Raw genomic sequence first — 21,212 nt, forward strand, 5'->3', positions numbered from 1 at the left:
TTCCTTTTCCCGGCAAAAACGCCTATGAACCGGCGCTATGACGAAATTTCGGCTGGCGATCACGATGCGAATTATCGGCCCGGCCTTCCGCGCGCGCTAAGCGGCCGGGAGGTCCGGGTTTTCAGCGCTCGGATATGAGCGCTTCCGTCACCAGCTTTTTCACGCCCGTTGCGCCCCTTTCTGGGCCGCCAGAAACGATTGTCCCGATATGACCGACACATCCGAAAAGATCGATTACTCGAAGACCCTCTATTTGCCCGAAACCGATTTCCCGATGCGCGCCGGCCTGCCGCAGAAGGAGCCGGAGCTCGTCAAGCGCTGGCAGGAGATGGGTCTCTACAAGAAACTGCGCGCTTCCGCCGCCGGCCGCGAGAAATTCGTGCTGCACGACGGCCCGCCCTATGCCAATGGCAACATCCATATCGGCCACGCGCTGAACAAGATCCTCAAGGACGTCATCAACCGCTCGTTCCAGATGCGCGGTTACGATGCCAATTACGTGCCCGGCTGGGATTGCCACGGCCTGCCGATCGAATGGAAGATCGAGGAAAAGTATCGCGAGAAGGGCAAGAACAAGGACGAGGTCCCGGTCAACGAATTCCGCCGGGAATGCCGTGAATTCGCCACCGGCTGGATCAAGGTCCAGGCGGAAGAGTTCAAGCGTCTCGGCATCGAGGGCGACTTCGACAATCCCTATACGACGATGAACTTCCACGCGGAATCGCGCATCGCCGGCGAACTCCTGAAGATCGCCGCCAGCGGTCAGCTCTACCGCGGCTCCAAGCCGATCATGTGGTCGGTCGTCGAGCGCACCGCGCTGGCCGAGGCCGAGGTCGAATACCAGGACTACGAGAGCGATACGATCTGGGTGAAATTCCCCGTCGTCGAAGGTCCGGCCGCGCTCAAGGATGCGTTCGTGGTCATCTGGACGACCACGCCCTGGACGATCCCCGGCAACCGCGCGGTTTCCTTTTCCGCGCGTGTTTCCTACGGGCTCTATGAAGTAACGGCCGCCGAGAATGATTTTGGCCCGCGTCCCGGCGAGAGGCTGATCTTTGCCGATAAGCTGGCCGAGGAATCCTTCGCCAAGGCCAAGCTGCAGTACAAGCGCCTGAGCGATGTCTCTGCGGCCGACTTCGCCGCGATGACCTGCGCCCATCCCTTCAAGGGTCTCGACGGCGGCTATGAATTCGCCGTGCCGCTGCTCGATGGCGATCATGTCACCGATGATGCCGGCACCGGCTTCGTGCACACCGCTCCCAGCCACGGCCGCGAAGACTTCGATGCCTGGATGTCGGCTGTCCGCACGCTCGAGGCCCGTGGCATCGAGACCAAGATCCCGTTCCCGGTCGACGACGGCGGCTTCTACACATCGGACGCCCCCGGCTTCGAGGGCGCCCGCGTCATCGACGATAACGGCAAGAAGGGTGATGCCAACGACCGCGTCATCAAGGAGCTGATCGCCCGTGGCGCGCTCTTTGCCCGCGGCCGGCTGAAGCATCAATATCCGCATTCCTGGCGCTCGAAGAAGCCGGTCATCTTCCGCAACACGCCGCAATGGTTCGTCTATATGGACAAGACCCTTGCCGACGGCACGACGCTGCGTTCGCGCGCGCTGAGTGCGATCGACGACACGCGCTTCGTGCCCGCCGCCGGCCAGAACCGCCTGCGCGCCATGATCGAGGGCCGTCCGGACTGGGTTCTTTCCCGTCAAAGGGCATGGGGCGTGCCGATCGCCGTCTTTGCCGACGAGCAGGGCGAGGTCCTGGTCGATGACGCCGTCAACGCCCGCATTCTCGAAGCCTTCGAACACGAGGGCGCCGACGCCTGGTTCGCCGAAGGTGCCAAGGAGCGGTTCCTCGGCAACGACCACGACCATGCCCGCTGGACGCAGGTCATGGATATCCTCGACGTCTGGTTCGACTCGGGCTCGACGCACACCTTCACGCTGGAAGACCGCCCCGACTTGAAGTGGCCGGCCGATCTCTATCTCGAAGGGTCCGATCAGCATCGCGGCTGGTTCCATTCGTCGCTCTTGGAATCGGCTGCCACCCGCGGCCGCGCGCCCTACAACGCCGTCCTCACCCATGGTTTCACCATGGACGAGAAGGGCGAGAAGATGTCGAAGTCGAAGGGCAACGTCACCGCTCCACAGGAGGTGATGAAGGACGCCGGCGCCGATATCCTGCGCCTCTGGGTCATGACCTCGGATTATGCCGACGACCTGCGCGTCGGCAAGACGATCATCCAGACCAATGTCGACGCCTATCGCAAGCTGCGCAACACCATCCGCTGGATGCTCGGCACGCTCGCCCACGACAAGGGCGAGGAGATCGCGCTCGCCGATCTGCCGGAGCTGGAGCAGCTGATGCTGCACCGGCTTGCCGAGCTCGACGAACTGGTGCGCGAGAACTACGACAGCTTCGACTTCAAGAAGATCGCCAGGGCGCTGATCGATTTCGCCAATGTCGAGCTTTCGGCCTTCTATTTCGATGTCCGCAAGGACTCGCTCTATTGCGACGCGCCGTCGAGCCTGCGACGGCGCGCCAGCCTGCACGTCATCCGGCAGATCTTCGATTGCATGGTGACCTGGCTCGCCCCGATGCTGCCCTTCACCACCGAGGAGGCATGGCTGTCGCGCAACCCGTCCGCCGTTTCCGTGCATCTGGAGCAGTTTGCGCCGGTTGCCAAGGAATGGCGCAACGATGCCCTGGCCGAGAAGTGGAAGAAGATCCGCACGGTCCGCTCGGTAGTCACGGGCGCTCTGGAAATCGAGCGCAAGGACAAGCGCATCGGCTCTTCGCTGGAGGCGGCTCCCGTCGTCTTCATCGCCGATCCGGAACTGATGAAGGCGCTCGAAGGCCAGGACTTCACCGAAGTCTGCATCACCTCGGCGATCGAGATCAAGGCCGGCGAAGGCCCGGCGGAGGCCTTCCGCCTTGCCGAAGTGCCTGAGGTCAGCGTCGTGCCGAAGCTGGCAGAGGGTGAAAAATGCGCCCGCTCCTGGCGCATCACCAAGGATGTCGGTTCCGATCCGGACTATCCCGATGTTTCCGCGCGTGACGCTGCCGCCTTGCGCGAACTCGGCATCGGCGCTTGAAGATATTTGCCGGGTGAATTGCGTTTTCGCGGTTCATCCGGTAAAAGCTGCCTGAAAATGGCCGGATTTTTGCGTCAGGGGGACGGTTGTCCGGTTGGGCAACGATTGCACCGGTGGCTGGAAGGGTTTTCATGTTCGCAACGCATTGGTTCCGTATGGGCGCCTGCCTGTCTGTTGTCATGGCGGGATGCTCTCTGGTGTCCAGCTGCGCCAGCAGCCCGACCTACGGCACCGACAAGACCGCCATGGAGCAGTTGACCGACGATCTCGGTCAGTCCGTATCGTTGACCGGGCCGGACCCGAAGAACAAGGGCGTCAAGTACACGCCGCGCCCGACGCTGGTGCTGCCGGCCCAGGCGCAGAAGGAGACCCTCGTTGCGCCGCAGCCGACGGTCGCCGACAAGGACAATCCGCAATGGATTGAATCGCCGGAGGAAACCCGCGCCCGCCTGGTTTCGGAGGCCGATGCGAACTCGGACAATCCGAATTACCGCTCCCCGCTCGCGAGCTCTGCCATCGAAGGCGGCCGACGCACGACGGAAGCCCAGACCAAGGCCTATCGTGAAGCCCGCGCCCTGCAGAAGGGCTCCTACATCGATCAGCGCCGCTATATTTCAGATCCGCCGCCCGGCTACCGCACCGTCGACGATCCGGCAAAGCTCGATGATGTCGGCGAACCCGAGCTCAAGAAGCAGAAGAAGCGCAAGAAGGACGCGGCGGTCGCCAACAGCGGCAATCAGTGGTGGAACTTCCTGCAATAGCAGTTTTTTTAGGACCGCTGTCTGCTGACTCAATGTGACGCGACATCGCCGGCACAGGAGATCGTCGAGAGCAACCCCTCATCCGGCTGCCGCCACCTTCTCCCCGCGCGCGGGGCGAAGGGACCAAGCCGCACCTCTCCGCTCCCATCTCGCTCTCGCAGGGCACTTCCCTCACCCCGTTTTTACGGGGTCCGAAGGACGGGTCGAGACGAGTGGCTCGACCCCGGTAAGGTTAGGGTGAGGGGCGGCCACTCGCACAAACCGGACGTAGCGCGGGCAGGGATGGCGGTGCTGCGCAGAACTGTTACGAATTATGGCGCCTCTCTCCGTTGCGAAAAGAATCTCCGTAAGATCTCGGCCGATTGCACCTCGTTGAAGCCGGAGTAGACCTCCGGGGCATGGTGGCAGGTCGGTTGCGCATAGAATCGCACGCCATTGTCGACGCCGCCGCCCTTCGGGTCCTCGGCGCCGTAATAGAGCCGGCGGATACGCGCAAACGAGATGGCTGCCGCGCACATGGTGCAGGGCTCGAGCGTCACGTAGAGATCGGCGCCGACAAGGCGCTCTTGTCCGAGCGCTTCGCAGGCGAGCCGGATTGCGGCGATTTCGGCGTGTGCGGTCACGTCATTGAGCTCGCGGGTGCGGTTTCCCGCGCGTGAAACGGCAATGTCGTCGATAACGACGACGGCGCCGATCGGCACCTCGCCGCGTTCTCCGGCGGCATGCGCTTCTGCAAGCGCCATCTCCATGAAACGATTTGTCTTCACGATCGCAAGAATTTCCACTTAACCGCAGATGCGTGACCTGATAGACAGGCCCAAAAGGCAGGCAAACAACAAATGACACCCAAAGACAAGCCAAAACGCCCGGGCGCAAAGCCGTTTTCACGGGACACCGAGCCGAAGACCGGCGCGAAGCCGGGCGGCGCCAAGCCGGCAAAGGCTGCGGTCGCCGCCGAGACCGATGGCGACGCGAAGGCCGAACGTATTTCCAAGGTGATGGCACGCGCCGGCGTTGCCTCCCGTCGCGACATCGAACGCATGATCATGGAAGGCCGCGTCACGTTGAACGGCAGGGTTCTCGACACCCCGGTCGTCAACGTCACGCTTGCCGATCGCATCGAGGTCGACGGCGTGCCGATCCGCGGCATCGAGCGCACCAGGCTGTGGCTCTATCATAAGCCGGCGGGCCTCGTGACCACCAATGCCGATCCGGAAGGCCGCGCGACCGTCTTCGACAACCTGCCGGAAGAATTGCCGCGCGTCATGTCGATCGGCCGCCTCGATATCAACACCGAGGGCCTGCTGCTCTTGACCAATGACGGCGGTCTCGCCCGCGCGCTGGAATTGCCGGCGACCGGCTGGCTGCGCCGCTACCGTGTCCGCGCCCATGGCGAGATCGATCAGGATGCGCTCGACAAGCTGAAGGATGGCATCGCCGTCGACGGCGTGCTCTATGGCTCGATCGAGGCGACGCTCGACCGCACCCAGGGCTCGAACGTCTGGATCACCATGGGCCTTCGCGAAGGCAAGAACCGCGAAATCAAGAATGTGCTCGGCGCGCTCGGCCTCGACGTCAACCGGCTGATCCGCATCTCCTATGGCCCGTTCCAGCTCGGCGATTTGCCGGAAGGCCATGTCATCGAAGTGCGCGGCCGCACGCTGCGCGACCAGCTCGGCCCGCGCTTGATCGAGGAAGCCAAGGCGAATTTCGACGCGCCGATCTACAATGCGCCGGCCGTTGCAGCCGAGGAAGAGGCAGAGCCCGCGGTGCCGGAAAAGCGCGAGCGTCCGCGCCGCGACGAGGACAAGCGCGAACGGGCGCTGAGCCGCCTCGACACCAAGCGCGACGACCGCCACGGTGGCGGGCGCAGAGATGACGATCGCCGCGACGGCGGCCGCAGGGATGACGACAAGCCGAAGCGTCCCCAGCCGCTCGGCCAGCGTCGCAGCGCCAATGTCTGGATGGCGCCGGGCGCCCGGCCGCTCGGCGAAAAGGCAGCGGCGAAGGCCGCCAAGAATGCGCAGACCGCACGCAAGCGCGGCGAGTTGGCACCGGCAAGAGGCACTGGTTTCGACCGCATCGAGGATCGCCCGCGCACGCAGGTGAACCGTGTGCGCGAGGAGGATGGCGAATGGATCCGCTCGAGCGAGCAGCCCCGTCGCAAGGATGAGGGCGAAGGCGCCGGCCGCAAGCGCTCTTTCGGGGATCGCCCCGCCCGCGAAGACCGCGGTTTTGGTGACCGCCCGGCGCGCGGCGAACGCCGCCCCCGCGAAGGCGGAGACGAGCGCCCGCGCACCAGAAGCTCCGCCGGCGAGGGCCGTTCGGAGCGCCCGCGCGGCGACCGGCCTTTCGGTGATCGTCCCTCGCGTGGCGATCGCCCCTTCGGCGACAAGCCGCGCGGTGATCGCAAGCCGCGTGGTGATGGTGACGAACGTCCTCGTGCCGCCAGAGCCTCCACCGGTGAGGCCCGTTCGGAGCGTCCGCGCGGCGACCGGCCTTTCGGTGATCGTCCCTCGCGTGGCGATCGCCCCTTCGGCGACAAGCCGCGTGGTGATCGCAGGCCGCGCGAGGACGGTGATGAACGTCCGCGCGGCGAAAGATCGTTCGGCGACAAGCCTCGGGGTGATAGGCCTGCGGGTGACAAGCCGCGCGGCAAGGGTTTTGGAGCCAAGCCCGGTGGGGCCAAGAATTTTTCCGGCAAGCCGAAGGGCGCCAAGCCGGGCGGTGCCAAATCGGGCGGTGCCAAATCGGGCGGTGATAGGCCGGGCGGCGACAGGCCTGCGGGCGGGCCATCCAGAGGTGGTGCGAAAGGAAAGGGAATGACGCGCGGTGCGGATCGTCGGCGGTGAATTTCGCGGACGGCCTCTCGCCGTGCCAAAATCCAACGAGATCCGGCCGACTGCCGACCGGACGCGCGAGAGCCTGTTCAATATATTGAGCCATGCCTATCCGGAATGCGTCGACGGCACCCGGATTCTCGACCTGTTTGCCGGAACCGGCGCCGTCGGCCTCGAAGCCGTTTCGCGCGGCTGTCGCCATGCGCTCTTCGTCGAAAACAGCGTCGAGGGCAGGGCGCTGCTCTGGGAGAACATCGATGCGCTCGGCCTGCACGGCCGCACCCGCATCCTGCGTCGGGATGCGACCGATCTCGGCAGTGTCGGCAATCTCGAACCCTTCGACGTGCTGTTTGCCGACCCGCCCTATGGCAAGGGTCTCGGCGAAAAGGCGATGGCGGCCGCCGCTCAGGGCGGCTGGCTGCGGCCGGGCGCGATTGCGGTGCTCGAAGAACGCGCCGATATTGTCGTTTCCGTCCACCCTTCCTATGTTTTTCTCGAAAACCGCATCTTTGGCGATACGAGGGTGCATTTCTTCCGATATCAGCCGCAATAAGCGGAGGCGGGGCGTGCAGCAGGCAGAGATCATCAGCCCGAAACTGCCTGCGATCAGCGATCTTCCAACGGTCGCTGTCGCTTTCGGCGGCGGCGGCGCGCGCGGGCTTTCCCATATCCATATCATCGAGACGCTCGACGAACTCGGCATCCGGCCCGTGGCGATATCGGGTTCGTCGATGGGCGCGATCATGGGGGCCGGCATGGCGGCCGGCATGTCCGGCGCCGAAATCCGCGAACATGCGCTGGCGACCGTCGGCAACAAGACGGCCGTCATCGCCCGCATCTGGGGTCTGAGGCCGGCGACGGTGCGCGATGCGGTGGCCAAGGGCGTCCGCATCGGCCAGTTCAATCTGGAACGGATCCTCAAGGCCTTCCTGCCGTCCGAGCTGCCTGCCCGCTTCGAGGATCTGCTGGTGCCGATGAAGGTCATCACCACTGATTATTACGGGCAGTGCGAAGTCATCATCGAAGAGGGCGAGCTGTTTCCGGCGCTCGCGGCCTCTTCCGCTATTCCCGCCGTCTTCATGCCGGTGCGCCTGCGCGGCCGCGTCATGATCGATGGCGGCATCAGCAATCCGGTGCCCTACGAACCCCTGATGGATCTGGCCGACATCGTCGTCGGTATCGATGTCGTCGGCGCGCCGGAAGGCGACGGCACCCATATTCCAAACCGCATGGAAAGCATCTTCGGCTCCGGCCAGCTGATGATGCAGACAGCGATCACGCTGAAGCTGAAGATCCGTCCGCCGCATATCTTCCTGCGCCCGGCAGTCGGCCGCACCGGCGTCATGGATTTCCTCAAGGCCCGTGAAGTGCTGGCCATGTCGGTCGGCGTCAAGGACGACTTGAAATTCGCCCTCGACCGCGAGATCGAAGCGCGGCTAAAGCGCTAAAGTGCATTGCACGGGAGCCGTTGCATGCTTCCGGGCGACATGCATGCGCGGTTCACCGAGCATCGCTTCGGCTATGAGCTCGGCATCGCCATTGTCGATTTCGAAGAGACCAAAGCGCAATCGATAGCCCCAGCCTCCCCGATCGCTTGTGAAAGACAGCCGGCCGAGCAACGGCCGGATCGGCGTTTCCACGGCTCGCCACCAGGCGACATCGCGCCTCCAGGGGCGGAAACCGGGGTGAACTTCCACCTGATACGCCGCCGTCTCCTCGACCACGCCAATGGCCGTGAACGCCTGCAGGCGATCCTTGCCGCCAAATGTTTCGGTCGGCGAGTAGTAGATGACCCGGTCACCGGGCGCGCTTCGCTTCAGCGGAGCGGCCTTGCCATGACAGACCTGCATGAACCCGGCTTCGCGCCCGATGCGGACATGGTTTGCCGATGCGACAGCGATCCAGCTGCGGGACATGTTTCAGTCCTCCGAAACGGTGTAGACGCGTAGGCGATGCCCGTCGGGATCGGCTGCAACAAAGGTGCGGCCGAAATCGAGGTCGGTCGGCGGCAAGAGGATGGTCGCGCCCTTGGCTTGCCATTCGGCGTGAAGCGTATCGACCCTATCCGCCGTCGCAACCTTGAAACCGACGTCGCAGCCGCCGCCCATGGCAGTCGGCGTCGGCTCAACGCCCGCCTTGCCCCAGAGTCCAAGGGCCAGGCCCGAAGGCAGGATGAACATCGCGAGGGTCGGGCTGAGCTCAACCGGATCCTTCCCGAGCAGTTGGCCATAAAAGCTGGCGCTCTTTGCCACGTCGGCTACGAAAAGGAGAATGCTGTTGCTGTCGATCATGGTGAGCCTCCTGTTTGGGTCAGGAGGCTCGTCTACAGAGGCATGCTGACAGATTCTGGCAGTAGCCTTGCCTCTGCCGCCGTTCAATCGGCCCAAGCTTGCCACGTCCCGGAGTTGATTTATGCGTCCGCCGTCGCATCCGCGGTGCCCGCCAGCGGATCGTCCTCGAAGGCATCGCTAGCGCGTTTCGGCTTGACCAGCGGTTCGGGGCGAACGGGGTGGGAAAACAGCATGTCGCGCCCGGCCTGCAATCCTTCGGAAACCTGCAGCACCAGACGCGCCTCGTCGCGCTTGCGGATATCCTCGCCGATTTCATAGGCGTCGACCTCGGGAACGCCGAGCGCCTCCAGCGTCCGCCGTCCGAACAGCAGGCCGGATTCCAGCGTTTCGCGCAGTTCGTAATCGACGCCCTTGTTGCGCAGTTCGATCGAATGGATGCGGTCGTAGGAGCGCACGTAGAGCCGCGTGTGTGGATAGTCCGCCTGCACCAGCTCCACCACCTTGTCGGTGATTTCTTTCTTCTGGGTGCAGACGAGCACGATCTTTGCCCGGTCGATGCCGGCCGAGCGCAGCACGTCCTTGCGGGTGCCGTCGCCGAAATAGATGCGGAAACCGAAGGAGGAGGCCTGCCGGATGCGGTCGGCCGAAAAATCGATGACGGTGACGCTGCGCCCGCCGGCAAGCAGGATCTGGGCGGCGATCTGGCCGAAACGGGAGAAGCCGACCATCAGCACGTCGGCGCCCGCGCCCTCGAAATCCTCGTCCAATTCCTCACGCGCGTCGCCGCGCAGGAGCCGCTTCGAAAGGGCCGCCCCGATCGGCGTCAGCGCCATGGAGAGCGTGACGATCGCGACCAGCAGCGATGCCGTGCTCGTCGACATCAGCCCTGAGGTCCCCGCCGTGGTGAACAGCACGAAGCCGAATTCGCCGCCCTGCGGCAGCAGGAAGGCGATGCGGATCGCATCGTCATGCGGAGAACCCGAGATCCGGCAGAGCCCGTAGATGATGATCGCCTTGACGGCCATGACGATCGGCACGGTGACGATGACGAAGAGCGCGTTGTCCAAGAGAACGTCGAGCTCCAGCGACAGGCCGACGGCGATAAAGAAGATGGCGAGCAGGACGCCGCGGAAGGGCTCGATATCCGCCTCCAGCTCGTGCCGGTAGGAGGATTCGGCCAACATCACGCCGGACAGGAAGGCACCCATCGCCATTGAAAGCCCGGCAAGCTGCATCAGGCTCGCCGAGCCCATGACGACGAAGAGGGCGGCGGCGATCATCGCCTCGCGCGCGCCGGTCCGGGCGATGATCTGGAAGAGCGGCGTCAGCAGGTAGCGCCCCATGACGATCATCGCCGCGACGGCGCCGATGGCGACCGTAAAACCGAGCAGCGGCGCGTTGCTGCCCTTGCCGCCGTCGAGAATGGTGATCAGCGCTAAGAGCGGCACGATCGCCAGGTCCTGGAACAACAGCATCGAGAAGGAGCGCTGCCCATATCTCGTATTGACGTCGCCGTCGCCGTCGAGGATCTGCATGGCGAAGGCGGTCGAAGACAGTGCCAGGCCAAATCCGGCGACGATACTGCCGCGCCAGTCGAAAACGTGGGAAAACCAGGCGAGCGCGGTCAGCGCCAGCCCGGTCACCACCACCTGCGCCGTGCCGAGGCCGAAAATGTCGCGCCGCATCTGCCACAGGCGGCTGGGTTTCAGCTCCAGCCCGATGATGAAGAGCAGGAAGACCACACCGAGTTCGGCGACGTTGAGGATCTGTTCGCCATCGGTGATGCCGTGAAAAACCGGGCCGATGACGATGCCGGCGGCGAGATAGCCGAGCACTGTGCCGAGCCCGAGCTTCTTGAAGATCGGCGCGGCGACCACGGCTCCGCCGAGCAGCAGGATCGTTTCGGAAAAAAGGGCATTGGGCGCTGACATGCTGGCGATTTCTTTCGACGGCGGGGAACATGCGGGCAGCCCCGATAAAGAATCGGTGGCGGCGGCCTTGATGCTTGGGAGAGTGCACAATAAATGGAAGCCGAAGGAAAGGCCAAATCATGTCCTCTGAAATCGATTCCTCGACACTTCTTTCCCGCGCAAGTCAATTGATCGATCTGGCCAGGAAGGCAGGGGCCGACGCCGCCGACGCCGTCGTCGTCCGGTCGCGCTCGCAATCGGTGAGCGTCCGCCTCGGCAAGGTCGAGGGGACGGAATCCTCCGAAAGCGACGATTTTTCGCTGCGCGTCTTCATCGGCAAGCGCGTTGCCAGCGTTTCGGCCAATCCGGGCTTCGATCTTCAGGCGCTGGCCGAACGCGCCGTCGCCATGGCCAAGGTCTCGCCGGAGGACCCCTTCGCCTGCCTGGCGGATGAGGCGAGCCTGTCGAAATCCTATCCCGACCTGCAATTGCTCGATACCACCGAGGTCTCCTCGGAGAGGCTGCGCGAGGCAGGCCTTGCCGCCGAGGCAGCCGCCCTTGCGGTCAAGGGCGTCACCAATTCTTCCGGCGCCGGCGCGTCGGCCGGCATGGGCGGCCTGGTTCTTGCCACCTCGCACGGTTTTGCGGGCAGCTACATGGCCTCGCGTTTCGGCCATTCCGTCAGCGTCATCGCAGGCGAAGGCACCGGCATGGAGCGCGATTATGATTTCGACAGCCGCCTCTACTATGCCGAGCTCGACGATCCCGCTGAAATCGGCCGCCGCGCCGGCGAACGGGTGGTAAAGCGCGTCAACCCTCGCCAGGTGCCGACCGGCAAGGACGTCACCGTCATCTTCGACCCGCGCGTCGCCCGCGGCTTCGTCGGCCATATCGCCGGCGCGATCAATGGCGCTGCCGTCGCCCGCAAGTCCAGCTTCCTGCGCGACAGGATGGGTCAGCAGGTGCTGAAGTCGGGCCTGTCGATATCAGACGATCCCTTGGTCGTGCGCGGCCCTTCCTCGCGGCCCTTCGACGGCGAGGGCGTGTCGGGCGAGCGGCTCGTCATGATCGAGGACGGGGTCTTGAAGCACTGGTTCCTCTCGACCTCGACCGCGCGCGAGCTGGGTCTGGAAACCAACGGCCGCGGCGTGCGCGGCGGCACATCAGTCTCGCCTTCCTCCACCAACCTTGCGCTGGAACCCGGCGACATCTCGCCGGAGGAGCTGATCCGCAGCGTCGGCAACGGTTTTTATGTCACCGAATTGATCGGCCACGGCGTCAATATGATCACCGGCGAATACAGCCGCGGCGCCACCGGCTTCTGGATCGAGAACGGCGAACTGACTTTCCCGGTGTCCGAGGTGACGATCGCCTCGAACCTCAAGGACATGTTCATGCGCCTGACGCCGGCAAACGACATAGACCGCAAATTCGGCGTCGCCGCCCCGACCTTCGCCATCGAAGGCATGACGCTGGCAGGGCGCTAGAGCAATTCCAGCAAAAGTGTGTAGCGGTTTTGCGTCCGGAATTGCGTAAAAATAAAGAGATAGAGCATGATACCGAAAAGTGTGCGCGGCTTTCGGACGACATCATGCTCTAACGAGAATTCAGAAACGGATTGATCGGATGAGCGACATGGAGAAAGCCCGCTGGCAGAGCGATCTCACGCTGATCGCCGATGCTGCGAAAGAGGCGGGTGCGGTCGCTTACGGCTTTTTCAACCAATCGCCCGAGGTCTGGTGGAAGAACGGGGATCGCTCCCCCGTCAGCGCCGCCGATTTTGCCGCCAACAAGACGCTCGAGACCATTCTGCGCAAGGCCCGGCCGGATTACGGCTGGCTCTCGGAAGAAACCGACGACGATGCCGACCGTCTCGCGCGCGCGACGGTGTTCATCATCGATCCGATCGACGGCACGCGCGCCTTCCTCGGCGGGCAAAATGTCTGGTGCGTGAGCGTCGCGGTCGTTCATCGCGGCCGGCCGGTGGCCGGCGTGCTCTATGCCCCGGCGCTCGAAGAACTCTATGAGGCCGTCGAGGGCGGGGTGGCGATGAAGAATGGCGTGCCGCTCGCCGTCTCCGCCGCAGGAGCAGATGAGACGAGCCGCCTTGCGATCGGCGAGGACCTGTTGGCGACCTTCCCGCCGGAGTTCCGCGCCCGGGTCACGCGCCAGAAATACATTCCCTCGCTCGCCTATCGCATCGCCATGGTGGCGGACGGTCGTCTCGAAGGCACCTTCGTCAAGAGCAATTCGCATGATTGGGACCTTGCCGCCGCCGATCTGATTCTCACCTGCGCCGGCGGCGGTCTCGTCGATCTCGAAGGCCGGCCGGTCGTCTACAACAGCGCCGACGTTACCCACAAGGTCCTCTGCGCAGCACCGACGCCCCGCATCGATGAATTCCTCGCGGCCTTTGCGGGACGATGAGACAGTTGACGTTTCCGTCGAAATCCCGCAGATGGGATGGCGGAGGAGAATAGGCAGAAAGAGAACAAAAAATGACTGAATCCGGTGACAAGAAGCAGCTTTTGCATCTCGTTTTTGGCGGCGAACTGGAAAGCCTCGATGACGTCCAGTTCCGTGATCTGAACGGTCTCGATATCGTCGGCATTTTCCCGGATTATGCCACGGCGCTGACGGCCTGGAAGGCGAAGGCGCAGCAGACGGTCGACAATGCGCATATGCGTTACTTCATCGTCCACATGCATCGTTTGCTCGATCCGCAGGAAAAGGCCAGAGGCAACTGACCTCGGCTAGCGACCCCGGCCAAGGCCATCCGCAAGTGCCGCCGGCGACCGTTCGGCGAGCAGGGCTTTCGCGCATCGGGCGCCCGTCGTTCCGGATTGTCTGACGCATTCTGAACAAATTGATCGGTCATTGCGGCCGCAACGATAATGAGGGAATGGGTTTGATGTCGATCTTGGATCGGAGGCTGGCGCAATGAGCTCCCGGATGGCTCGGTTCGGTCTGAGCGCATACCGTCTGGCGGGAACCGTGGCCTCTCCTGTTGTCGGCCTCTATATCACCTACCGCACGGCCAAGGGCAAGGAAGACCGGGCGCGCCGCCTGGAACGCTTCGGCTATCCGAGCGCCAACCGGCCGCAAGGCCCGCTCGTCTGGTTCCATGCCGCAAGTGTGGGCGAAACCAATGCCGTCATCCCGCTGATCCGCGAAATCCGCCGTCGTGACATCCATGTCATCCTGACGACCGGTACCATCACCTCCGCGAGGCTTGCCGCCGAGCGGCTCGGCAATGAAGCGATCCATCAATATGTGCCGCTCGATCTGAAGCCCTCCGTCAGCCGCTTCCTCGATTATTGGCAGCCCGATTGCGCCATCATCGCCGAATCCGAGATCTGGCCGGCAACGGTGCTGGAACTCGGCCGCCGCCGGATTCCGCAGATCCTGATCAATGCCCGCATGTCGGACCGCTCCTTTGCCCGCTGGCGCCGTCGCCCGGCGATTGCCGAAGCCTTGTTCGAGAATCTCGCCCTCGTCATCGCCCAGTCGGATATGGATGCTGAACGTTTCCGCGATCTCGGCGCCGTCCCCGTCATCACCTCAGGCAATCTGAAGGTCGATACCGACGCACCGCCCTACGACAGCGCTGTGCTTGCCCGCTACAAGAAGCAGATCGGCGAGCGCAAGACCTGGGCGGCGATCTCGACCTTCGACGGCGAGGAGAATGCCGCCGCCATCGTCCATCGGGCGCTGCGGGAGCGCGATCGTCAATTGACGATCATCGTGCCGCGTCACCCGGAGCGCTGCGACGAGATCGAGGCGGCGCTCGTCAAGCAGGGGCTGAAGGTCGCCCGCCGCACCCGTGACGATGTCTTGTCGGCCGATGTCGATATTTTTCTCGGCGATACGATCGGCGAAATGGGCCTCTATCTGAGATTGACGGAAATCGCTTTCGTCGGACGCTCGCTCTTTGCCGAAGGCGGCCAGAACCCGCTGGAGCCCGCCATGCTCGGCTGCGCCGTACTCTCGGGTGGCCATGTGCAGAATTTCCGCGATGCCTATCAGAAGCTTGCCCGCAGCGGCAGCGCCCGCATGGTGCGCGATACCGAGATGCTGGCCAAGGGTGTGCATTACCTGCTGATCAATGACGAAGCCCGCCGCAACATGATCGAGGCCGGCATCACCGCCGTGCATGAGATGCGCGGCGCGCTGACCGCGACCGTGAAGGGGCTGGAACCCTATATCAATCCGCTGACGGTGAAGGCGCGGCTGCTGCCCAAGGCCGTGGCCCAGGTCTGAGGATATATCATGTCGGCAGCGACCCTTATCAAAGGCATTCTCTTCGACAAGGACGGCACGCTGCTCGACTATGACGAGAGCTGGCTGCCGGTCAACCGGGAGTTGGCCCGCATTGCAGCCCAAGGCGATCCGCTTCTCGCCGACCGGCTGCTTGCCGCCTGCGGCATGGATCCGGTGACTGGCCATATCGTTCCCGACAGCCTGCTTGCCGCCGGCAATACCCGCCAGATCGCCGAGGGCCTGGTTGCCGCGGGCTCGATGGTCGATGTCGGTGACCTGACGGTGCGCCTCGACGAACTCTTTTCCAGCGCCGCCGAATTTTCCGTGCCGGTGACCGATCTCGCCGGCTTCTTCGCAAGGCTGCATCAGCGCGGCTTCAAGCTCGGCGTCGCCTCCAGCGACAACGAACGGTCGATCCGCCAGACGGCGGAACGCTTCGGTTTTGCCCGCTATGTCGATTACATTGCCGGCTATGACAGCGGTTTCGGTGTCAAGCCGGAGCCGGGCATGGTGCTCGGCTTCTGTGCCGCGACCGGTCTTTCGCCTGAAGAGGTTGCGATCGTCGGCGACAACAATCACGATCTGCACATGGGTCTGAATGCCGGGACGGGCTTAAGGATCGCCGTGCTGACCGGCACCGGTTCGCGGGATTCGCTGGCCGCCGCGGCCGATCACGTGCTTGACGACATCACCGCCATCGAGGCGTTGCTGCCGGATCTGCAGCCGGCCTAGAAGCAATTCCAGCAAAACTGTGCAGCGGTTTTGCCAGGCAAAGGGTGAAACGCTTTTGCCGGGAATTGCGCTAATCTGTAAGGGCTTGCATTTTCATCGATTTTGGCTTCTCAATCCGGCCGGTCGAGGGGCAGGGGAGCGGGACGGCAAGATGATATCCGAAGCGCCGCCGTTCTGGTGGAGGAAGGCCGATTGGCGGGCCTGGCTGCTGCTGCCGCTTTCCTTTCTATACGGCCGCATCGCCGGCCACCGCATGGCGCATGCGCGCCGCGCCTCCGTTCCGATTCCGGTCATCTGCGTCGGCAATTTCACTGTCGGCGGTGCAGGCAAGACGCCGACGGCACTGACCATCGCCCGTGCCGCCAAGGCCAAGGGGCTGAAGCCTGGTTTTCTCAGCAGGGGGTACGGCGGCTCGCTCGATGTGACGACGGTGGTCGATCCCGCTCATCACCGCGCGGTCGCCGTCGGCGATGAGCCGTTGCTGCTTGCCCAGGAGGCGCTGACGGTGATTTCCCGCAGGCGCGTCGAGGGTGCCGCGCGCCTGGTGGCGGAGGGCGCCGATCTCATCATCATGGATGACGGGTTCCAGAGCGCCCGGCTGGCGATCGACTATGCCCTGCTCGTCATCGACGCGACCCGCGGCCTCGGCAACGGCCATATCGTGCCGGGCGGCCCGGTGCGGGCGCCGATCCGCCAGCAGCTGAGTCATGCGACGGCGCTCTTGAAGGTCGGCGGCGGCAATGCCGCCGACAGGATCGTCCGCATGGCGGCGCGTGCCGCAAAACCCTATTTCACCGCATCGCTGAAAGTGCGCGGCGACAACATGCTGGCCGGCGTGAAGGTGCTCGCCTTCGCCGGCATCGCCGATCCCGCCAAATTCTTCCGCACTGTGGAATCACGCGGCGCCGAAATCTCCGTCGCCAAGAGCTTCGGCGACCACGAGCACCTGACCGAGGAGGAGATCGACGACCTCCTGACCACCGCCGAGCGTCAGGGCCTGCTGATCGTCACCACCTCCAAGGATTTCGTCCGCCTCTCCGGCCATCCCGGCAAGGCGGCGCAGCTTGCCGAAAAGAGCCGGGTGATCGAGGTCGACATGGTGTTCGAGGATCACCTTGCCCCAAGCCTGATCATCGACAGGGCGATTGCCGCCTGCCGCGAGCGGCGCCTGCGGGAGATGAAGGCTGGGAGCTAGCGCCGCTGGTTCGGCAGCACGCCGGCGCGTTTGTCGGCTTCGATCGCCGAGATCACGTCGGCATAGGGTTCCTGCCGGGCGACGCTCCAATAGCGCAACTCGTCGAGCGGGATCTGTTTTCCCGTCATCGCGCAGATGACATAGGAGCCGGGCGAGAGAATCTGGAAATCGCCATCGAGATACCGGATCTTCGCTTCGCGGTTTCCATGGCCTTCGAACAAATTCATGCGCTCCGTTCCCTGCAGTCTGTCATCCCCTTGCCATACTCCCGAAAGGGCTGCTTTTCCAGCTTTTTTAGCTTCTGCCGAAAAGCCGCTCGATATCGCTGAGCTTCAATTCGATATAGGTCGGCCGGCCATGATTGCACTGGCCGGAGCCGGGCGTCACTTCCATTTCCCGGAGCAGCGCGTTCATTTCCTCCGGCCGCAGCCGCCGTCCGGAGCGCACCGATCCGTGGCAGGCCATGGTCGCCGCCACATATTCGAGCTTGGCCGACAGGCCGGACGCCGTGTCCCATTCGGCAATCTCGTCGGCAAGCTGGCGGATCAGGCCATGCGCGTCGACCTCGCCGAGCATGGCCGGCGTCTCGCGCACGGCGATCGCCCCGGGGCCGAAACGCTCGATTGCCAGGCCGAGCTCGGAAAGCTCGGCCGCATGCTGCATCAGCCGGTCGCAATCCTCTTCCGGAATGTCGATGATCTCGGGGATCAGCAGCACCTGCGAGGCCAGCCGCTTCGAATGCAGCGCCTTGCGCATCGCCTCGAACACCAGCCGCTCATGCGCGGCATGCTGGTCGACGATGACAAGCCCGTCCTCGGTCTGGGCGACGATGTAATTTGCGTGAATCTGCGCCCGCGCCGCGCCGAGCGGGTAGCGCGCGGCCGGTTCGGCGGCGGCCGGCTGCGGCGAAAGTAGCGGCTCGGCCCGCGCCGTCGGCATCGAAAGCGCGTCGAAGGAGGCCTGTGGCCGTTCGCCGAAACCCGTTGTCGGCTGAAAGGGTCGGGAGGGCGAAGTTTCGGCCGACCATCCGCCCTGCGTCCGCTGGCTATTCGGCTGGAAGCCGGGACGGAAGGCGCGCAGCATGTCGCTCGCCCCGGTCGTCGCCGCTCGGCTGCCGTCGCGCGCCAGGGCTTCGCGGATGGCGCCGACGATCAGGCCGCGCACCAGGCCGGGGTCGCGGAACCGCACGTCGGATTTGGCAGGATGCACGTTGACGTCGACGAGAGCGGGATCGAGCGTGATCGACAGCACCGCCACCGGCTGGCGTCCTGAAGGGATGGTCTCGGCATAGGCGCCGCGGATGGCCGAGAGGATCAGCTTGTCCTGCACCGGCCGGCCGTTGACGAAGGCATATTGATGCGCGGAGTTGCCGCGATTGAAGGTCGGCACGCCGGCAAAGCCGGTGAGCGAGATCTCCTCGCGCACGGCGTCGAGCGCAATGGCGTTGTCGCGGAATTCCTTGCCGAGCACCTGCGCCATGCGCGCCAGGTGATCGTCGCCGGTCGCCGGAAATTCCAGCGTCGTGCGGTCCGAGCCCGACAGCACGAAGCGCACGGCAGGGAAGGCGATCGCCATGCGCTTGACGATTTCGGTGATGGCGCCGGCCTCGGCCTTCTCCGTCTTCAGGAATTTGAGCCGGGCGGGCGTGGCGAAGAACAGGTCGCGCACTTCGACGATCGTGCCGGGATTGGCGGCGGCCGGCCTGATATGGGCGATCTTGCCGGCGATCACGGCGATCTCGTGACCGCCGGCGCTGTCGCGCCTGCGGCTGGCGATGCTGAGCCTGGCGACCGAGCCGATCGAGGGCAGCGCCTCGCCGCGGAAGCCGAGCGTGCGGATATCCTCAAGCGTATCCGACAATTTCGAGGTGCAGTGGCGCCTGACCGCCAGTTCCAGATCAGCCGCGTCCATGCCCGAGCCGTTGTCGCTGACGCGCAGCAGCGCCTTGCCGCCACCTGATGTGGCGATCTCGATGCGCGTCGCGCCGGCGTCGAGCGCGTTTTCGATCAGTTCCTTGGCAGCGCTCGCCGGCCGTTCGATGACTTCGCCGGCGGCGATCTGATTGATGAGTGTTTCGGAAAGCTGTCTGATGGCCATGGGCTATTTTCGAGGATTCGCGGGCCGGAGGGAAGGGCTTTCGATAGGCTTTCCCAAAGCGTGATCCGAGGCTCTCCCCAAGCTTGGGAGTCGCCGCTGCATGATTTCATCCTTAAATCGGTTCCGATTTAAGGATGAAATCATGCAGCAGTTCAAAGCGTTACAGCGTCCCATGCGCGCCTGGAAAAGACGCGCGGCGCGGTAATGTTAAGCCGGTTTTAACATAAAAATGGCATTTCTATTCATATACCTCCGGAAGCTGCGAAATCGAACAGATGTGGGACGCAATAGCATGAGTGCCGGCTTCGAAAAGGCGGACACATCATCAGAAATCGATGGGACTCCCGCCGAGGCCGATCTGCAGACGGCGCTTTTCGATGTGGTGTGCGACAGCCTTTCCGCAGCTTTCATCATCTATGACAAAAACGACCATCTGATCTTCGCCAGCCGCCAGACGTTGGAATTCTTCCCGTTGCCGTCCGAGATGCTGAGGCCCGGCACGCGGCTCCGCGATTTCCTCGGCGCGATGTATGACACCGGCATTCGCCAGCAATATGCTGCCAAGCAGGGCGGCTCGCTGAGCCGCGAGGACTGGCTGTCGCAGAAAATCGCCTCGCATTGGCGTGAGCGCTTCGAATCCGTCGAGCGCCACGGCGCCGACAGCTGGGTCCGCTTCGTCAAGCGCAGGCTGCCGGGCGGTTACGGCGTCACCATCATTTCCGACATATCAGAGGACAAGAAACGCGAAGAGCAATGGCGCTCGGATCTGGAGCGGGTGCAGCTCACCGAGGACATTCTCGACAATCTGCCGTTCCCGCTTTTCGTCAAGGACCGCAACCTCACCTATGTCGCGGTCAACCTTGCCTTCTGCGAGAAATATCAGACGACCGCTGACGAGGTGCTCGGGCGCAAGAGCGGCGATCTCTTTTCTGAAGAGATCGCCAAGCGTTTCGAGGAGAGCGATCGCCATGTGCTGGAGACCGGCGAAATGTCCGTCTCCCGCCAGCGGCAGATCTCCCGCGACGGCATCGAGCGCGACATCGTCAGCCGCAAGCACCGCATCGGCAAGCCCGGCCGCTATTTCCTGGTGTCGACCATGCAGGACCTGCCGCGCGACGGCGCCGATCTCGACGAGTTCGGACGGGCCTCGGCGATCACCACGTCAAGCAATCAAAGCTACCGTCGGGCCTATGTGCCGGTGCCGAGCGCCGTCGAACGCCGCGAACCGGCTGCGATGGAAGCGATCGTTCCGGAGAATTTCTCCGGCCGCAAGGTCCTCGTCGTCACGGCCGACCTCGCCGCCGAGACTGCTGCCTTGCGGACGCTGTCGAAATACGGTTTCGAATCCTGCTCGGTCCGCGGCGAGGACGAGGAGGAGCGCTTCCTGGAAATTGCCACCTCCTCCGGCATCTCGCTCGATCTCCTGATCATCGACAATCAGATGGGCATGCGCTGCCTGGAGCTTGCCGAGCATTACGGCATCCCGTCGCTTGTTATGGACGGATTCCAGATCGCCAACGAGCTCACCTTCCAGATCGCCCGCCATTTCAACCGCAACAGCCGCAGTGCTGCCGGTGCGGATACGGATTGGGAAATCAGCATTTCCGACGATGTGGTCGGCCTGCAGGTTCTCGTCGCCGAAGACAATGATATCAATCAGATCGTTTTTTCGCAGATCCTCGAGGGCCTCGGTTATCGCCATATGATCGCGGCGACCGGCGACGAGGTCGTGCGCCTGTGGGCCGAGCACCGGCCGCAGATCGTGCTGATGGATATTTCCCTGCCGGGCTTCAACGGCTTTGAGGCCGCCCGCCTGATCCGGCAAATGGAGGAAACCGGCGGCGGAACCCGCACCCCGATCATTGGCGTGCTGACCCAGGCCTTCGAACGCGACCGCGCCGAATGCGTCAAATCAGGCATGGACGATGTCATCATGAAACCCGTCAGCCCTGACATGCTCGAGGCGATATTTCAGAAACACCTATTGGATGAAGCCCTGCGGGCGCGAGGCTAATGCATGTCGCCC

The 21,212-nt window shown here is 63.9% G+C and carries 18 protein-coding genes; 12 read left to right on the top strand and 6 right to left on the bottom strand.

The window, feature by feature from the left end; translation table 11 throughout:
• Positions 1 to 208 precede the first annotated feature (208 nt).
• A complete protein-coding gene (ileS, locus tag QMO82_RS27325; RefSeq protein WP_183605839.1) occupies positions 209 to 3,100 on the top strand; it encodes an isoleucine--tRNA ligase in 2,892 nt (963 codons plus the stop codon).
• Between the two features lie 131 nt (positions 3,101 to 3,231).
• On the top strand, positions 3,232 to 3,861 hold the full coding sequence (locus QMO82_RS27330; RefSeq protein WP_183605840.1) for a hypothetical protein: 630 nt from the start codon (positions 3,232 to 3,234) through the stop codon (positions 3,859 to 3,861).
• Positions 3,862 to 4,172: 311 nt separating this feature from the next.
• Here the strand turns inward: QMO82_RS27330 and QMO82_RS27335 are convergent, their stop codons facing one another.
• Positions 4,173 to 4,610 (bottom strand): nucleoside deaminase, encoded by a 438-nt coding sequence (locus tag QMO82_RS27335; RefSeq protein ID WP_183606640.1) that lies wholly within the window; start codon positions 4,608 to 4,610, stop codon positions 4,173 to 4,175.
• Positions 4,611 to 4,700: 90 nt separating this feature from the next.
• Here QMO82_RS27335 and QMO82_RS27340 point away from each other — a divergent pair, with 90 nt between their 5' ends.
• From QMO82_RS27340 to QMO82_RS27350, 3 genes are read left to right on the top strand one after another with little or no spacing between them, the layout of a single operon-like run.
• Positions 4,701 to 6,713, top strand: a complete 2,013-nt coding sequence (locus QMO82_RS27340) for a pseudouridine synthase (RefSeq protein WP_183605841.1) — start codon at positions 4,701 to 4,703, stop codon at positions 6,711 to 6,713.
• Positions 6,694 to 7,254, top strand: a complete 561-nt coding sequence (rsmD, locus tag QMO82_RS27345) for a 16S rRNA (guanine(966)-N(2))-methyltransferase RsmD (protein WP_183605842.1) — start codon at positions 6,694 to 6,696, stop codon at positions 7,252 to 7,254. Before QMO82_RS27340 ends, rsmD begins: the two co-directional genes overlap by 20 nt.
• 13 nt (positions 7,255 to 7,267) lie before the next feature.
• On the top strand, positions 7,268 to 8,149 hold the full coding sequence (locus tag QMO82_RS27350; protein WP_183605843.1) for a patatin-like phospholipase family protein: 882 nt from the start codon (positions 7,268 to 7,270) through the stop codon (positions 8,147 to 8,149).
• Here QMO82_RS27350 and QMO82_RS27355 read toward each other — a convergent pair.
• The 3 genes from QMO82_RS27355 to QMO82_RS27365 all read right to left on the bottom strand — a co-directional run bounded on the left by QMO82_RS27355 (position 8,138) and on the right by QMO82_RS27365 (position 10,923).
• Positions 8,138 to 8,617 carry an EVE domain-containing protein gene (locus QMO82_RS27355; RefSeq protein WP_183605844.1) on the bottom strand — a complete coding sequence of 160 codons (480 nt, stop codon included), beginning with the start codon at positions 8,615 to 8,617 and terminating at the stop codon, positions 8,138 to 8,140. The two genes, QMO82_RS27350 and QMO82_RS27355, sit on opposite strands and share 12 nt — an antisense overlap.
• Positions 8,618 to 8,620: 3 nt before the next feature.
• On the bottom strand, positions 8,621 to 8,992 hold the full coding sequence (locus QMO82_RS27360; protein ID WP_183605845.1) for a VOC family protein: 372 nt from the start codon (positions 8,990 to 8,992) through the stop codon (positions 8,621 to 8,623).
• Positions 8,993 to 9,111: 119 nt separating this feature from the next.
• On the bottom strand, positions 9,112 to 10,923 hold the full coding sequence (locus QMO82_RS27365) for a monovalent cation:proton antiporter-2 (CPA2) family protein (RefSeq protein ID WP_183605846.1): 1,812 nt from the start codon (positions 10,921 to 10,923) through the stop codon (positions 9,112 to 9,114).
• A 119-nt stretch (positions 10,924 to 11,042) separates the two neighbouring features.
• Here QMO82_RS27365 and QMO82_RS27370 point away from each other — a divergent pair, with 119 nt between their 5' ends.
• From QMO82_RS27370 to lpxK, 6 genes are all read left to right on the top strand, one after another.
• Positions 11,043 to 12,389, top strand: a complete 1,347-nt coding sequence (locus tag QMO82_RS27370; RefSeq protein WP_183605847.1) for a TldD/PmbA family protein — start codon at positions 11,043 to 11,045, stop codon at positions 12,387 to 12,389.
• Positions 12,390 to 12,528: 139 nt separating this feature from the next.
• On the top strand, positions 12,529 to 13,329 hold the full coding sequence (locus QMO82_RS27375) for a 3'(2'),5'-bisphosphate nucleotidase CysQ (protein WP_183605848.1): 801 nt from the start codon (positions 12,529 to 12,531) through the stop codon (positions 13,327 to 13,329).
• 71 nt (positions 13,330 to 13,400) lie between these two features.
• Positions 13,401 to 13,649 carry a DUF4170 domain-containing protein gene (locus tag QMO82_RS27380; protein ID WP_183605849.1) on the top strand — a complete coding sequence of 83 codons (249 nt, stop codon included), beginning with the start codon at positions 13,401 to 13,403 and terminating at the stop codon, positions 13,647 to 13,649.
• Positions 13,650 to 13,842: 193 nt separating this feature from the next.
• Positions 13,843 to 15,162 (top strand): lipid IV(A) 3-deoxy-D-manno-octulosonic acid transferase, encoded by a 1,320-nt coding sequence (waaA, locus tag QMO82_RS27385; RefSeq protein ID WP_183605850.1) that lies wholly within the window; start codon positions 13,843 to 13,845, stop codon positions 15,160 to 15,162.
• 9 nt (positions 15,163 to 15,171) lie between these two features.
• Positions 15,172 to 15,894 (top strand): HAD family hydrolase, encoded by a 723-nt coding sequence (locus QMO82_RS27390; RefSeq protein WP_183605851.1) that lies wholly within the window; start codon positions 15,172 to 15,174, stop codon positions 15,892 to 15,894.
• Positions 15,895 to 16,045: 151 nt separating this feature from the next.
• Positions 16,046 to 17,089 carry a tetraacyldisaccharide 4'-kinase gene (gene lpxK / locus QMO82_RS27395; RefSeq protein WP_183605852.1) on the top strand — a complete coding sequence of 348 codons (1,044 nt, stop codon included), beginning with the start codon at positions 16,046 to 16,048 and terminating at the stop codon, positions 17,087 to 17,089.
• Here lpxK and QMO82_RS27400 read toward each other — a convergent pair.
• Together QMO82_RS27400 and mutL are read right to left on the bottom strand one after the other, a co-directional pair.
• Positions 17,086 to 17,316: a DUF2093 domain-containing protein gene (locus QMO82_RS27400; RefSeq protein WP_183605853.1), complete on the bottom strand. Its 231-nt coding sequence runs from the start codon at positions 17,314 to 17,316 to the stop codon at positions 17,086 to 17,088. The genes lpxK and QMO82_RS27400 overlap by 4 nt on opposite strands.
• A 67-nt stretch (positions 17,317 to 17,383) precedes the next feature.
• The gene (gene mutL, locus QMO82_RS27405; protein WP_183605854.1) at positions 17,384 to 19,186 is read right to left on the bottom strand and encodes a DNA mismatch repair endonuclease MutL; all 1,803 of its coding nucleotides are present in this window, start codon (positions 19,184 to 19,186) and stop codon (positions 17,384 to 17,386) included.
• A 292-nt stretch (positions 19,187 to 19,478) separates the two neighbouring features.
• Between mutL and QMO82_RS27410 the strand changes: the two genes are divergently transcribed.
• Positions 19,479 to 21,200, top strand: coding sequence for a response regulator (locus QMO82_RS27410; protein WP_183605855.1), 1,722 nt, complete (start codon positions 19,479 to 19,481; stop codon positions 21,198 to 21,200).
• Positions 21,201 to 21,212 lie beyond the last annotated feature (12 nt).

It is taken from the genome of Rhizobium sp. BT04 (assembly GCF_030053135.1).
Classification (GTDB): Bacteria; Pseudomonadota; Alphaproteobacteria; order Rhizobiales; family Rhizobiaceae; genus Rhizobium; species Rhizobium binxianense.

What these genes read in the sequence shown, in the direction of transcription:
- ileS (WP_183605839.1), top strand. Translation starts at nt 209, where the DNA reads ATGACCGACACATCCGAAAAGATCGATTACTCGAAGACCCTCTATTTG.
- mutL (WP_183605854.1), bottom strand. Translation starts at nt 19,186, where the DNA reads ATGGCCATCAGACAGCTTTCCGAAACACTCATCAATCAGATCGCCGCC.
- QMO82_RS27360 (WP_183605845.1), bottom strand. Translation starts at nt 8,992, where the DNA reads ATGATCGACAGCAACAGCATTCTCCTTTTCGTAGCCGACGTGGCAAAG.
- waaA (WP_183605850.1), top strand. Translation starts at nt 13,843, where the DNA reads ATGAGCTCCCGGATGGCTCGGTTCGGTCTGAGCGCATACCGTCTGGCG.
- QMO82_RS27340 (WP_183605841.1), top strand. Translation starts at nt 4,701, where the DNA reads ATGACACCCAAAGACAAGCCAAAACGCCCGGGCGCAAAGCCGTTTTCA.
- QMO82_RS27335 (WP_183606640.1), bottom strand. Translation starts at nt 4,610, where the DNA reads ATGGAGATGGCGCTTGCAGAAGCGCATGCCGCCGGAGAACGCGGCGAG.
- QMO82_RS27410 (WP_183605855.1), top strand. Translation starts at nt 19,479, where the DNA reads ATGAGTGCCGGCTTCGAAAAGGCGGACACATCATCAGAAATCGATGGG.
- QMO82_RS27355 (WP_183605844.1), bottom strand. Translation starts at nt 8,617, where the DNA reads ATGTCCCGCAGCTGGATCGCTGTCGCATCGGCAAACCATGTCCGCATC.
- QMO82_RS27390 (WP_183605851.1), top strand. Translation starts at nt 15,172, where the DNA reads ATGTCGGCAGCGACCCTTATCAAAGGCATTCTCTTCGACAAGGACGGC.
- QMO82_RS27375 (WP_183605848.1), top strand. Translation starts at nt 12,529, where the DNA reads ATGAGCGACATGGAGAAAGCCCGCTGGCAGAGCGATCTCACGCTGATC.
- QMO82_RS27400 (WP_183605853.1), bottom strand. Translation starts at nt 17,316, where the DNA reads ATGAATTTGTTCGAAGGCCATGGAAACCGCGAAGCGAAGATCCGGTAT.
- QMO82_RS27370 (WP_183605847.1), top strand. Translation starts at nt 11,043, where the DNA reads ATGTCCTCTGAAATCGATTCCTCGACACTTCTTTCCCGCGCAAGTCAA.
- QMO82_RS27330 (WP_183605840.1), top strand. Translation starts at nt 3,232, where the DNA reads ATGTTCGCAACGCATTGGTTCCGTATGGGCGCCTGCCTGTCTGTTGTC.
- lpxK (WP_183605852.1), top strand. Translation starts at nt 16,046, where the DNA reads ATGATATCCGAAGCGCCGCCGTTCTGGTGGAGGAAGGCCGATTGGCGG.
- QMO82_RS27365 (WP_183605846.1), bottom strand. Translation starts at nt 10,923, where the DNA reads ATGTCAGCGCCCAATGCCCTTTTTTCCGAAACGATCCTGCTGCTCGGC.
- QMO82_RS27380 (WP_183605849.1), top strand. Translation starts at nt 13,401, where the DNA reads ATGACTGAATCCGGTGACAAGAAGCAGCTTTTGCATCTCGTTTTTGGC.